Raw genomic sequence first — 12,528 nt, forward strand, 5'->3', positions numbered from 1 at the left:
TCCAGGGGCCGCTTTAACCGGAGGCAGCCGCCTCAAGGCCCCTGCTCTCCCTTCCCGGTTGATGCCCATCGGCTGCCATGATCGGTGCGCTAACCGCTGTTCCGGTTCATTGGCGATGCGGCGCTCGCTGATGAGCCGTGAATAAACCCTTCAGATCTGCTCTCGAACCCGAAGCTCTTTGGCAATTTCCTTCTGGCGCGTGAACTCTTGCCGCAGCCGCGCCACCTCTGCGGGTGCGATGCGCTCGATGTTGGAATAGTCGAGTTTCCAGGCCGGGTCCGCGGGCCAACGCTGTGGCGACTGCACGGTGGTGCGCGGCGCCGGCGCCATCTCCAGCACGCGCAAAGCCAATTCCAGCGCGGCGTCCTGGCTGGCCGTGTCGTGCGGCAGGCCTGCGCTGTTGCCGAGCGGAAAGTCGCTGAACAGGAAGCGCGGCACGCCGCAATGCTCGACAATGTCCTTGGCGCAGCCCATCGCCACGGTTGGAATGCCGTGCGCCTCCAGGTGCCTGGCCACAAGGCTGCAGGTCTGGTGGCAGATGGGGCAGTTGGGCACAAGAACCACCGCGTCAGCCAGGTCCTCCCGCAGCCGGCGCAGAAGTTCCGGGGCGTCGATCTCTATTGTGTGGCGTTGGCTGCGGTTGGTAGGCGCGCCATGAAAACGCGTCGTCAAGCCACCGATCCGGCCTGCGGCGGCCGCACGGCGCAGCGCCGGCAGCGGGAACCAGCTATTCGGATCCGTGGCCGGGCTGTGCTTGCGGTCATAGGCAATGTGCGAGATGCGCAGGTCATGGTCGGCGGAACCGGCGCCGGAATAAACCTGGTAGAACTTGGCCGAGGCATTGTAAGCCGCGCCCGGCCCCTGCTCGCCCTTGGCCGGATCGTAGGGCGCGGCCGTGGTGATCAGCGCCACACGGCTCTCGGCCAAAGGCTTGCGGAGAGGCTGGAACGGCACCTCGGCATAATGCGCCCAGCGGTATGGCGCATGGCCCAAGGCCTGGTAGTAGTCGAGTGTGCGTTTCATGTAGGGCACAGGACTATCGTGCTCTGGCGCAAAGCCCAGCCTCGTGTCGATCTCGATGGACACGGCCTTCCTCCTCCCCTTACCGATGTTCCGGCTCAGCCATGGTCAGGATGGCCTCGCGGATAGGCTACCCTGCGGAACGTCGCTCATGGTGGCCCGGCCAAGCCATTCTGGCCACAGCCTGGAAGTTCGGTTCCTGGTTGAAGGAAGCGAAGTGCATCCGCTCCGTCGGTGGATACGGGCAGGCGGCCATACGGGGCTGCTAGCCAGACGTTCGGGTCTGGTCCACCTTGCCCTGATGACGTCCGAAGCTGTCTCCGACACGCCAGGCCCCGTCGTGGAGCCGGCATGGCCTTCCTTGTGGCGGATCTTCCCACCGATTCTGCTGCCCATCTTCCTTGCCGTGGTGGATGGCACCATCGTGGCGTCAGCCCTTCCTGCCATGGCCGGAGCCTTCGGCGATGTGGAGCGGGTGTCCTGGGTGGTGGCATCCTACCTGGTGGCCAGCACGGTGGCGGCCCCAGTGTATGGACGGCTAGGCGATGCTTTCGGGCGGCGGCGCCTGCTGCTTGTGGCGCTGGTGCTGTTCGTCGCGGCCTCGGTGCTGTGCGCCCTGGCTCAGGGCATCCTGTCTTTGACTGCGGCGCGGACGTTGCAGGGCTTCGGCGGCGGGGGCCTCATGGTGCTGTCCCAGGCACTGCTCGGCGAGAACGTGCCACGGCGCCAGCTCGGCCGCGCCCAGGGCATCCTGGCCGCCGTGATTGTGGCCTCCTCCACCTTCGGACCGGTGGCGGGCGGGGTGCTGACTCAGTTCTTCGGCTGGCCTTCGGTGTTCCTGATCAACCTGCCATTAGGCGTATTGGCCATGCTGTTGGCGCTGCGCCTGCCTGCCCGGGCCATCAGCAGCCATCGCGGCAGATTCGACTGGCCGGGCCTGCTGCTGTTCACCGGCTTCGTTGTGCCGCTGCTGCTGGCAATGGAGCAGATGCAGCGTGCAGGTGCCGCCACGCTCGTCGGTGCTGCCGCCAGCCTCGGGGTGTCGCTGCTCTGCCTCGTGCTTCTCCTCCGGCAGGAACGGCGCGCGAAGCAGCCCCTGTTCCCGCTGGAGATGCTGCGGCGTCCGGCCATGTGGCGGGCCAATGCCATGGCCGCCTGCTCCGGTGCCTTGCTGGTCAGCGAGGTGACACTGCTGCCGATCCACCTTCAGGCGGTGGACGGCGCTTCGGCGGCTCAGATCGGCTTGCTGATGCTGCCTCTGACGGCCACAGTTGGCATGGGCTCGCTGGTGACAGGGTGGCTGGCGACCCATACCGGGCGCCTGGCGATCTTCCCCGCGATCGGGCAGACGGTGGCGGCGCTGGGCCTGTTGCTGGTTGCCTTCGGGCATCATCAGGCCGGGGCGGTGCTGGGGCCCTGGGGGTTGCCAGCGATGCTCGCCCTTGTCGCGGTGTTCCAGGGCTCGGCAATGCCGGTGGCGCAGGTCGTGGCGCAGGCGCTGGCACCGCCTGCCATGCTGGGCGCGGCGGCAGCTTCGGTGCAGCTGTCGCGTTCGGTCGGCTCGGCCGCGGGCGTTACGCTTGTGGTCGGCGCCTTGTTCGCGATCCTGAGCCAGGATGGCGCTGCCGCCGCGGTCTTCGCCGACATGGTTCGGCATGGTCCCGCTGTCCTGGAGGCCCTGCCGGACGCAGCGCGCACCACGACGACGGCACAGATCGATGCCGGCTTCAGCTTTGCCTTTATGGCCGTGGCAGCTTTCGCCGCCATCAACGCCCTGCTCGCCTGGACCCTGCCGTTGCGGCGAATCTAGGGTGGCGCCAGAGCTCAAGTCTGGTTGAAAGTCGAGCTTCGCTCACCTGACAGTTCTTCGGCGTGCCTGACCAGGCCCGGTCCACCGGGCGGCAAAGGAGGATGCGATGAGAACAGGCTTATCGACGGGCGGCTGCGCCCTGGCGCTGTTGGCGTGCGTGCAGCCCGCCGCGGCCAAGGATTACTTCCTGGCCAGCGGGCGGTGGGACAATGTGGTGCTGGTGATCGACCTGCAGCGCGCGCTGGACCCCGCCAATGACGGCACGCCGAACGCGGTGGTCAACCGCCTGCGCGTGACGCCCGATATCGACGCGAAAGGCACCGGCAAGGCCGACACGGTCGCCAGCGGCCAGCCCATCATCGTCGCCATCGCGCCGGATGGGAAGCGCGCCTACATCTCGAATCATTCCGGGAAGACCAGCCCGGAGGCGGCTGCTGCCTTCCAGCATGGCCACGCCGGTTCCGTCACGGTCCTCGACCTGTCCAGGGCGACCGACCCTGCCGCCAACAATACCCTCGCCGCCGTCGAGACCTGGATCGATTCCGAGGGCTTCGGCGCCACCGGCTTTGCCATTGCTCCCGACGGCCGGTACGCCGCCCTTGCTCATGCGGAAGCGGCGGGCAATGAGGATGGCGGCCGCCATATCAACATCATCGACCTGCGCAGCAACAAGGTGATCCATAAGGTCGAGCAGGCTTATGGCGACCCCGGCTTCTCCTGCCCGCCGAAGGTGGTGCCGCATGCCGCACCGCATGCTGACTTCGGCTGCTTTCCCGACACCAATGGTGTGGCCATCAGCCCGCTCGGCGGCGGCACGATCTTCACGGCCAATGGCGGCACCAACGACATCTCAGTCATCAGCCTGCGCAAGGCCGTCGCCGGAGACGCTGGCGCCGAACTGGCCCGTATCCCTGTGCAGACCGGCGGCTTCGGCATCTCCACCAGTCCTGACGGCCGGCTGATCGCCCATGCCTCCCGCGAGAATGCGCGCGACGGCAAGGAAGGCAATACGGTTTCCATCATTGACGTGGAGAAGGCGCTGAGTGACCCGGCGCGGGCCGAGGTGGCGCGGGTGCTGGTGGGCACGGACGATCCGGCGGTGGCCACCCGGCCCTTCGTAGCGGCCTTCACCCCGGACGGCCAGCGGATTATCTCGACCCATTTCCGCAGCAATAACATCGACATCATCGATGTGGGTAAAGCACTGGCCGGGGGGGCCGCCACGCTGAAGCGCATCGCGCTGCAAACGCCGGACGGCCAGCCCTCCCGCCCGCGCGGCATCGCCATCACCGCCGATGGACGGCATGCGGCGATCACCGGTGCGCCCAAGGGGCAATCCAATTCCAGCGTGGTCTGGATCGTTGACCTGCAAAGCTATGAAGTGAAGGGCCGAGTCACAGAGATCGGCAATGAGAGCTACATGATCGGCGCCTTTCAGGCCAACTGACGCGGCTCGGAGTGGGCGGTTCATCGAGCAGTCCGCCCTGGACCAGCCCCTGGCGAGCTACAGACAATCTAAGTTGCTGCCGGTCTGGTGGACACCTGGATAAGGTTTTCACCCGATCGGAGGCCTAGGATCGGGCGAAGGACATTTGGCCGCGAGTTCAAGCTCTTGGCGGTGAAGTTGGTCCGGGAGCGTGGGGCATCGGTTGCCCAGGCTTGCCGAGACCTGGAGCTTGCCGAGATCGTCTTGCGGCGCTGGCTGCGGGAGGTGCAGGCTGAGCCGCAGCCAGCCTTCCCTGGCTATGACCAGATGCGGCCCGAGCAGCAGGAGATTGAGCGGACCCGGCGGGAGATCGCCAAGCTCAAGGCGGCGCGTGACATCCCGAAAAGGCCGCGGCGTACTTCGCCAGGGATGCGACATGAAGTTCGCCTTCATCGCGAAGCACCGGTCGGTTTGGCCGCTGTCCTGGCTCTGCTCAGCGCTGGGCGTTTCTCGTTCCGGCTTTCATGCCTGGCTGACCCGGCGCCCCAGCCCGCATGCCGTTGAGGATGAGCGGATCGCGCGCAGGGTCCGCGCCAGTTTCTTGACCAGCGACCGGACCTATGACGCCCGGCGGGTATGGCACGACGTGTTGGCCAAAGGCATCCACTGCGGTCTGCAGGATCGAGCGACTGATGCGGCAGCAGGGTCTACGTGTCAGGCCGCGGCGGCGCGGCTTGCCGCTCGACAAGGGCGAGCGGCAAGGCCTCGTGTCGGCCAACATTCTTGACCGCCGGTTCGAAGCGGAGCAGCCGAACCAGAAGTGGATCGCAGACTTCACCCACATCTGGACGGCCGAAGGCTGGCTCTACGTCGCCGCCGTGATCGACCTCTTCTCCCGCCGTGTTGTCGGCTGGTCGATGAGCGCCACGATGACCGCGCAGCTTGTCACCGACATCCTGGGAACGGCGATCTGGCGGCGCGGCAAGCCAAAGGCCCTGCTGCACCACTCCGAGCAGGGCAGCCAGTACAGCAGTGAGCAGTTTCAGCGCCTGATGGCTGACCATGGCATCACCTGTTCCATGAGCCGGTCCGGCACCGTCTGGAATAACGCCGCGATGGAGAGCTTCTTCTCCTCGCTGAAAGCCGAACGTCCGCCCGGAAGGCTTACCGCACGCGCGACGCAGCCAGGGCTGACGTGTTCGACTCCATTGAGCCTTCTACAATCCGGGACGGCGCCACTCGGCCATAGGCTATCTCAGCCCCATGAAGTTCGAACAGGCTGCCCAGGCGGAATAAACACTACGTCCACCAGACCGGCAGAAGCTCAATACCTCATCATCAAGTGAGATGTGGGAACCCTTTCGCCGACGAGGCAGTCTCGGCCTTGATCGGCTGCCTCACTTGTTGGCGTGGCAGCAGCCTACACCGCAGGCCCTCATGCACTTGGCGCATAAATTCGTGAATGCATGCATTTATCGTGCTCATCAAACCGGCTTAGGTCTGCTCCAGAACCCTGAAAGCACCCGCTGCCTCCACTTGGCAGCAGGTCCAGTCGCAAGGGGCGGCAGAAACAAGGTTGGGAACCTCCATGATGAACCGCAGGCACGTGCTGCAGTCTGCCCTTGCTCTCCCCACGATGGCTTACACCATAAGCGGTCCGCCGGCGCAGGCTGAGCCGCTTTACCCCGCTCTCCGCCTGTTCATTCCGGCCAATCCCGGCGGCGGCTGGGACGGGCTGGGGCGGGCCATCGAGCACGTGGTGCGTCAAGCCGGGCTGGCCGGCGGCGTGCAGGTGGAGAATGTCGGCGGCGCTGGCGGCACCGTCGGCCTGCCTCGCTTCCTGGCGCAGTACCGCAATCGGCCGGAGGGTCTGATGGTGGCCGGCAGCGTCATGGTCGGGGCAGCCATCGCCAACAAGTCCCCGGCCGGCGTGCTGGACGTGGCGCCGGTCGCCCGCCTAACTGAGGAGGTCAGCGTCTTCGTTGTGCCGCCGGATTCGCCCCTCAAGACCATTCAGGACCTGCTGGCCCGCCTGAAGGAGAACCCCGGCGCGGTATCGGTGGCCGGCGGCTCGGCCGGTGGCACAGAGCATATCACCCTGGGCCTGATGCTGAAGGCGTTGGGGCGATCCGCGCGGGAGGCGTCCTATGTCGCGTATTCCGGCGGCGGCCCCGCCCAGGCGGCGGTGCTGGGTGGCCAGGTGGTGGCGGCCATTTCTGGCATCTCGGAATTCGGGGAGCAGGTGCGCGCCGGCCGGCTGCGCGCGCTGGCCACCACGGGCGAGCGGCGCGCCGGCCCGGACGTGCCCACCTTGAAGGAGATCGGGTTGAATGTGGCGCTGCCCACCTGGCGCGGCGTCTTCTGTGCGCCCAGCCTGACCGTGCCGCAGAAGGCGGCCCTAGTGACGCTGATGGAGCGGATGCGCGACACGCCTGAATGGCGCGAGGTGCTGTCGCAGCGCGGCTGGGACGACGCCTGGCTGCCGGGCGAGGCCTTTGGTCGCTTCCTGGAAAAGGAGGTTGCCAGCACGGCCGCGGTGCTGACGGAAATCGGCCTCGCCTGAGCCGGACGGGCGTGGCGCCTCAGTTTCCTTCGCCGTCCTGGTCGCGTTGTCGGCGCACCAGGGCGGCAAGGCAGCTCGCCGCCGGCGACAAGGGGCGCGAGCGGCGATGAACGATGGAGAGCGGCCGGTGGATAACGGGTTCCAGCAGCGGGATCGCCCGCAGGTCGGCCTGTCCGGCGGACGTCATGGCGATGCGCGGCAGCACCGAGACGCCCAGCCCGGCCCGGATCAGGTGGAAGGCGCTCGACATATGCAGCACTTCGTAGCTCCAGGACAGGCGCAGCCCGCTGCGGGCCAGGGCCTCCTGGATCAGGGGCCGGTGCACGCTGGTGCGTGCCGCGACGATCACGGGATAGTCCACCAACTCCCGCCACAGCAGTTGGTCGCGCCGCGCCAGTTCGTGCCCGGCATCGCAGGCCAGCACGAACGGGTCTTCCAGCAACGGCTGAGCGTGCAGGTCGGTGTCCTGGGCCGTGTTGGCCACCGTGATGGCGAAGTCGGCCTCGCCCTGCGCCACGCTTTGAAGGGCCTCCTGGGCCGTCATGTCGAGGATTCGCACGCGGACTCGCGGATGCAGGGCGCGGAAGGCGGTCAGCGCCGGCGGCATGAAGTACGGCACCGCCGTCTGCAGACAGGCCACCACCACCCAGCCGCGGTCGGTGCCGCCCAGGTCCTCGATGCCGTCCAGCGCGTTCTCCATCTCGTTCAGCGCGTGCCGCAGCAGCGGCAGAACCTGCTGGCCGAGGGCGGAAGGCGCGACATGGCGCGTCGTCCGCTCCAGCAAAGGGCCGCCCAGCCTGTCCTCCAGCCTCTGGATCCGGCGGCTCAGCGCCGGTTGCGACATGTTCAGCCGCACCGCTGCCAGGCTGAAGCTCCTCAGGTCGAGCACCGCCATGAGTGCCCGCAGGTCCAGCACTTCGAAATTTATGCTCATGTGGCATGAGTACATCCAGGCCGGGCTGCGCGGAAGACAACCGGCCGCGTGATCGCAACCATGCCGCTCCGGCACCCTGATGCTGACCAAGGATATTCCATGACACTCCTGTCCGCCAAGACCCTGCGGGACTTCGTCGCTGACCTCTACCGGGCCAACGGCCTGCCTGACGGAGACGCGCAACTGGTGGCGGAGACGCTGGTGACCGCCGATCTCTGGGGGCATTCCTCCCATGGGGTCATGCGAGCGCCCTGGTACATCGACCGCCTGCGCAGCGGCGTGATGCGGCCGGTGACGCAGCCGCGCCTGCTGGTGGATGCCGGTGCTATCTCGGTGCTGGATGCCGAGGATGGTGTCGGGCAGGTGATCGCGGTGCAGGCCATGCAGGACGCGGTGCGCCGCGCCAAGGCGCACGGCGTCGGCGTCGTCTCGGTGCGGAACTCCAATCACCACGGCGCCCTTGGCTACTTCACCCGTATGGCCGCCGCGAAGGGCTGCATCGGCATGCTCACCACCAACGGCAGCCCGGCCATGGCGCCCTGGGGCGGGCGGAAGAAGCTGGTCGGCAACAATCCGTGGTCAGTCGCCGCGCCGGCCGGACGGCACGCGCCGATGATGCTCGACATCGCTAATACCGTGGTCGCGCGCGGCAAGATCTTCCTGGCCCGGCAGAAGGGGCAGCCGATACCCGGACACTGGGCCATCGACGAGGCCGGCATGGCGACGACGGACCCTGTAGCGGCGCTGAACGGCGTCATTCAGCCCATGGCGGAGCACAAGGGCTACGCGATTTCGGTGATGATGGATGTGCTCTCCGGCGTGCTGTCAGGCAGCGGCATTCTGGACGAGGTAAGCGGACCTTATCAGGCGGAACGGCGCAGTCGTTGCGGCCATATGTTCCTGGCCCTCAACATTGCGGCCTTCGGTCCCGAGAAGGTCTTCACCGAACGCATGGAACAGATGGTCGAGCAGATCAAGGCCGTTCCGCGCGCGCCTGGTTGCGAGGAGGTGTTCTACCCCGGCGAGATCGAGGCACAGAACGAGGAACGACACCGCCGCGAAGGGTTGTCGCTGCCGCAGAAAACCCTGGCGGACCTCGCTGAGGTGGCCAATCAGTCGGATGTTCCCATGCCTGCCGGCTGGCCTTCAACGATGAGGTGATCGGGCGCTTGAGAGGCGGCATCGGTCTTGGGCAGGAGAAGGATAACGGACCTTGTCCGATCTCCTGCTAAGGGCTGCACCTCAGGGCCTACTGGGAAGGGTGCATAGGCGGCAGCACAGAGGCTGTTCTGCGCCGTTGAACCTTTTGGCGGAGATCCAAAAATCATGAGGTCGTGGATGAGGGAGGGGCAGGAATGGGCTCGCGGTGTACCTGAACCTGCTCTTGCTCTGCTAAGGCTGGTTGTAGCGCGTGCAAGGATAGGCAAGCCGGGGGACTCATTCACCGGGCGTCTTCGCCAGTAGCGTATTCAAAGCTACGATGGCTGCGGTTGAGCGGGCGACGGGCGTGAAGTCCGGCAGAAAACCTGGACTGAACCTAGAGGTTGTTATGGCCTGTTGATTGCCACTGAGAGCTGACCCGGTTTGGGGTGAGGTTGCCACTGAGAGTCGACCCATGTTCGGGCGCTAGCCTCGGCCTTCTGGGTGGGGGGCGGCGGGAGTGTTGGACATGGCGTTGTTGAGCGTGATCCGGCGCTGGCATTTCCGGGAGCACCTGTCGATCCGCGCGATTGCCCGCCGGACTGGCCTGTCGCGGAACACCATCCGCAAGTACCTGCGGTCCAAGGCGGTGGAGCCTGTGTTCAGGACACCCGATCGGCCCAGCAAGCTGGATCCTTTTGCCGAGCGGCTGGCCGCCTGGCTGCGGACGGATGCCCGCAGGCCGCGCAAACAGAAACGCACCGCGCGACAGTTCCACGCGGAGCTGGCCGGGCTCGGCTACGACGGCTCGTACCGGCGGGTCGCCGCCTTCGTGCGGGCCTGGCGGGACGACTGGCTCCGCCAGCAGCAGACCTCCGGCCGCGGTGTCTTCGTGCCGCTGGCCTTTGGCCCGGGCGAGGCGTTCCAGTTCGACTGGAGCGAGGAGCATGCCGTCATCGGCGGCGAGCGAACCAAGCTGCAGGTCGCCCATCTCAAGCTCTGCCACAGCCGGATCTTCCTGGTACGGGCCTACCTGTGCACGGCGGAGAGAAAGTCGGCCACTGGAGCGGCGGCGTGATGCGGCTGCGGGCGGAGTAAAATCCGGCCAGAGGCGGGCGCCCTACCTTGAGGGATCAGGGTGGGGCGCTGGGGGATGTTCGTGGTGGAGAGCTACGCGGCGGTCCGGCGGTTCGTGTTTGTGGAGGGTCATAGTCGGCGGGAGGCGGCCCGGGTTTTCGGGTTGAGCCGGGATACGGTAGCCAAGATGTGCCGGTATTCAGCGCCACCTGGGTATGTGCGGACGCGGCCGCCCGACAAGCCCAAGCTGGGCGCGCTGACGTCGGTGATCGAGGCGATCCTGGAGGCAGACCGGGCCGCGCCGCCCAAGCAGCGGCACACAGCCAAGCGCATCTTTGAGCGGCTGCGCGACGAGCACGGCTATGGCGGCGGCTACACGGTGGTCAAGGATCACGTGCGACGGCAGCGGGCGCGTGGGCGGGAGGTCTTCGTGCCGCTGTCACACCCGCCGGGTCATGCCCAGGTGGATTTCGGAGAGGCGGAGGCGGTGATCGGCGGGGTTCGTCAGAAGGTTCACTTTTTCTGCATGGACCTGCCGCAGTCGGACGCCTGTTTCGTGAAGGCCTATCCGCGGGAGACGACTGAGGCCTTCCTGGACGGGCACGTCTCGTCCTTTGCCTTCTTTGGCGGCGTGCCGCGATCGATCCTCTACGACAACCTCAAGTTGGCGGTGGCCCGGATCTGTGGCGATGGCAAGCGCGAGCGGACGCGAGCCTTTACAGGCCTGGTCAGCCACTACCTGTTCCAGGACCGGTTCGGCCGTCCCGGCAAGGGGAACGACAAGGGCAAGGTGGAGGGGCTGGTGAAATTCTCCCGGTCCAACTTCATGACCCCGGTTCCGATTGCGCCCAGCCATGAGGCGCTCAACACCATGCTGGCGGAGCGTTGCCGCCTGCGGCAGTCCGAGCGGGCGGGACGTCACGCCGAGACGATCGGCGCGCGCCTTGCGGCGGATCTGGCGGAGATGCAGCGCCTGCCCGACGTCGCGCTCGAGCCCTGCGAGACGATCAGCGCCCGGGTGTCGTCCACGGCCCTGGTCCGCTACCGCGGCAATGACTACTCGGTGCCGACCGCCTATGGGTTCCAGGCGGTGCTGGTGAAGGGCTTCGTCGATCGGGTGGTGATCCTGTGCGACGGGGCGCCGGTCGCCTGCCACGCCCGCTCCTATGGGCATGGCGAGTTCGTCTACGACCCCTTGCACTACCTGGCGCTGCTCGAGACCAAGCCGGGCGCGCTGGACCAGGCGGCGGCGCTGCAGGGCTGGGCCTTGCCGCCGGTCTTTCAGCACCTGCGCCACCTGCTGGAGGCCCGTATGGGCAACCGCGGCAAGCGGGAGTTCATCCAGGTCCTGCGGCTGCTGGAGATCGCCGCTAAGGAGGTGGTGGCGGCCGCGGTGGCCGATGCTATCCATTTCGGTGCCATTGGCTACGACGCGGTCCGGCAGATCGTCCTGGCGCGGATCGAGCGGCGCCCGGCCAAGCTCGACCTGACGGCCTACCCCTATCTGCCGGGTACCGATGTGCGGATGACCCGCGGCGCGGACTATGCCGCCCTGCTGCAGGAGGGGGCGGCATGAGCGAGGCTGATGCCATGCCGCACGGCACCAACCAGGGAACGCCACAGATCCTGCTGGCACATCACCTCAAGCAGCTCCGGCTGCCGACGGTGCTGCGCGAGTACGACAAGGTGGCCCGCGAATGCGCCCGCGACGGCGTCGACCATCCCCGTTACCTGCTGCGGCTGCTTGAGCTGGAACTGATCGACCGCGAGCGACGCCTGGTCGAGCGGCGGATCCGCCAGGCGCGGTTCCCGGCAACCAAGAGCCTGGACAGCTTCGTATTCACCGCCATCCCCGGGCTCAACAAGATGCTCGTCCTCGAGCTGGCACGCTGCGAGTACATCCTGCGGCGCGAGAACATCATCGCGCTCGGCAACAGCGGCACCGGCAAGAGCCACGTCGCCCTGGGCCTCGGCCTGGCCGCCTGCCAGAGGGGGTTCAGCGTCGTGTTCACCACGTCGGCCCAACTGGTGCACCAGCTGATGGAAGCACGTGACGAGAAGCGCCTGCTCAAGCTGCAGCGGGAGTTGCAGGCGGCCAGGCTGCTGATCATCGACGAGCTCGGCTATGTGCCGCTGTCGCCGACCGGCGCCGAGCTGTTATTCGAGGTGTTCAGCCAGCGCTACGAACACGGCTCCACCATCGTCACCTCGAACCTGCCGTTCGAGGAATGGACCGCGGTGCTCGGCTCGGAACGTCTCACCGGCGCCTATCCACAAAGGCCGCGCCAGCTGAAGCCGTCGCAGGCGAGCAAATCGACCCGGATACCGGCGAGATCCGGCCCGTATAATCACTGAAGAAACCAGCCGCAGACCTGACTGGCCCCCGATCGGGGGCCAGTCAGGTCTGGCGCCGCCAAGCCGTCAGTGGCCTTGTTTTACTCCGTCGCGCTGGCCTGGTTTTGCTCCGCCGTTGACACCGGCTGATGATCGACGCCACCCACCTCAAGGCGCACCGCACGGCGGCCGGTCTGCTTAAAAAGGGGCTGTTCCCCGTCGTA

General features: G+C 66.8%; 8 protein-coding genes and 2 pseudogenes. 8 read left to right on the forward strand and 2 right to left on the reverse strand.

Going from position 1 to position 12,528, the window contains the following annotated elements; translation table 11 throughout:
* Window positions 1–150: 150 nt before the first annotated feature.
* The gene (locus EBE87_RS22460; protein WP_199707241.1) at window positions 151–1,086 is read right to left on the reverse strand and encodes a glycine/sarcosine/betaine reductase selenoprotein B family protein; all 936 of its coding nucleotides are present in this window, start codon (window positions 1,084–1,086) and stop codon (window positions 151–153) included.
* Here EBE87_RS22460 and EBE87_RS22465 point away from each other — a divergent pair.
* The 4 genes and pseudogenes from EBE87_RS22465 to EBE87_RS22480 all read left to right on the forward strand — a co-directional run bounded on the left by EBE87_RS22465 (window position 1,067) and on the right by EBE87_RS22480 (window position 6,819).
* Window positions 1,067–2,830 (forward strand): MFS transporter, encoded by a 1,764-nt coding sequence (locus EBE87_RS22465; RefSeq protein ID WP_120637582.1) that lies wholly within the window; start codon window positions 1,067–1,069, stop codon window positions 2,828–2,830. The genes EBE87_RS22460 and EBE87_RS22465 overlap by 20 nt on opposite strands.
* 106 nt (window positions 2,831–2,936) lie before the next feature.
* A complete protein-coding gene (locus EBE87_RS22470) occupies window positions 2,937–4,277 on the forward strand; it encodes a YncE family protein (RefSeq protein WP_120637583.1) in 1,341 nt (446 codons plus the stop codon).
* A gap of 129 nt (window positions 4,278–4,406) precedes the next feature.
* Window positions 4,407–5,552 (forward strand): annotated as a pseudogene (locus EBE87_RS22475) (IS3 family transposase).
* A gap of 340 nt (window positions 5,553–5,892) precedes the next feature.
* Window positions 5,893–6,819: a Bug family tripartite tricarboxylate transporter substrate binding protein gene (locus tag EBE87_RS22480; protein WP_233553130.1), complete on the forward strand. Its 927-nt coding sequence runs from the start codon at window positions 5,893–5,895 to the stop codon at window positions 6,817–6,819.
* Between the two features lie 19 nt (window positions 6,820–6,838).
* Here the strand turns inward: EBE87_RS22480 and EBE87_RS22485 are convergent, their stop codons facing one another.
* On the reverse strand, window positions 6,839–7,753 hold the full coding sequence (locus tag EBE87_RS22485; RefSeq protein WP_158600844.1) for a LysR family transcriptional regulator: 915 nt from the start codon (window positions 7,751–7,753) through the stop codon (window positions 6,839–6,841).
* A gap of 99 nt (window positions 7,754–7,852) precedes the next feature.
* On the opposite strand from EBE87_RS22485, the gene EBE87_RS22490 reads away from it, so the two are divergent.
* The 4 genes and pseudogenes from EBE87_RS22490 (at window position 7,853) to istB (ending at window position 12,325) form a co-directional block, all read left to right on the forward strand.
* Window positions 7,853–8,914, forward strand: a complete 1,062-nt coding sequence (locus tag EBE87_RS22490) for an Ldh family oxidoreductase (RefSeq protein WP_120637585.1) — start codon at window positions 7,853–7,855, stop codon at window positions 8,912–8,914.
* A gap of 508 nt (window positions 8,915–9,422) precedes the next feature.
* Window positions 9,423–9,926, forward strand: a pseudogene (locus EBE87_RS22495) (IS21 family transposase); the annotation flags it as partial.
* Window positions 9,927–10,046: 120 nt separating this feature from the next.
* Window positions 10,047–11,546, forward strand: coding sequence for an IS21 family transposase (gene istA, locus EBE87_RS22500; protein WP_120637586.1), 1,500 nt, complete (start codon window positions 10,047–10,049; stop codon window positions 11,544–11,546).
* The gene (istB, locus tag EBE87_RS22505; protein ID WP_120637587.1) at window positions 11,543–12,325 is read left to right on the forward strand and encodes an IS21-like element helper ATPase IstB; all 783 of its coding nucleotides are present in this window, start codon (window positions 11,543–11,545) and stop codon (window positions 12,323–12,325) included. The genes istA and istB overlap by 4 nt, the downstream gene beginning before the upstream one ends.
* Window positions 12,326–12,528 lie beyond the last annotated feature (203 nt).

The sequence above is a fragment of the Teichococcus wenyumeiae genome (genome assembly GCF_003696345.1).
In the GTDB taxonomy this organism is placed as follows: domain Bacteria; phylum Pseudomonadota; class Alphaproteobacteria; order Acetobacterales; family Acetobacteraceae; genus Pseudoroseomonas; species Pseudoroseomonas wenyumeiae.

Coding starts and splice junctions, on each gene's coding strand:
- EBE87_RS22470 (WP_120637583.1), top strand. CDS start 2,937: ATGAGAACAGGCTTATCGACGGGCGGCTGCGCCCTGGCGCTGTTGGCG.
- EBE87_RS22480 (WP_233553130.1), top strand. CDS start 5,893: ATGGCTTACACCATAAGCGGTCCGCCGGCGCAGGCTGAGCCGCTTTAC.
- EBE87_RS22485 (WP_158600844.1), bottom strand. CDS start 7,753: ATGAGCATAAATTTCGAAGTGCTGGACCTGCGGGCACTCATGGCGGTG.
- EBE87_RS22490 (WP_120637585.1), top strand. CDS start 7,853: ATGACACTCCTGTCCGCCAAGACCCTGCGGGACTTCGTCGCTGACCTC.
- istA (WP_120637586.1), top strand. CDS start 10,047: ATGTTCGTGGTGGAGAGCTACGCGGCGGTCCGGCGGTTCGTGTTTGTG.
- istB (WP_120637587.1), top strand. CDS start 11,543: ATGAGCGAGGCTGATGCCATGCCGCACGGCACCAACCAGGGAACGCCA.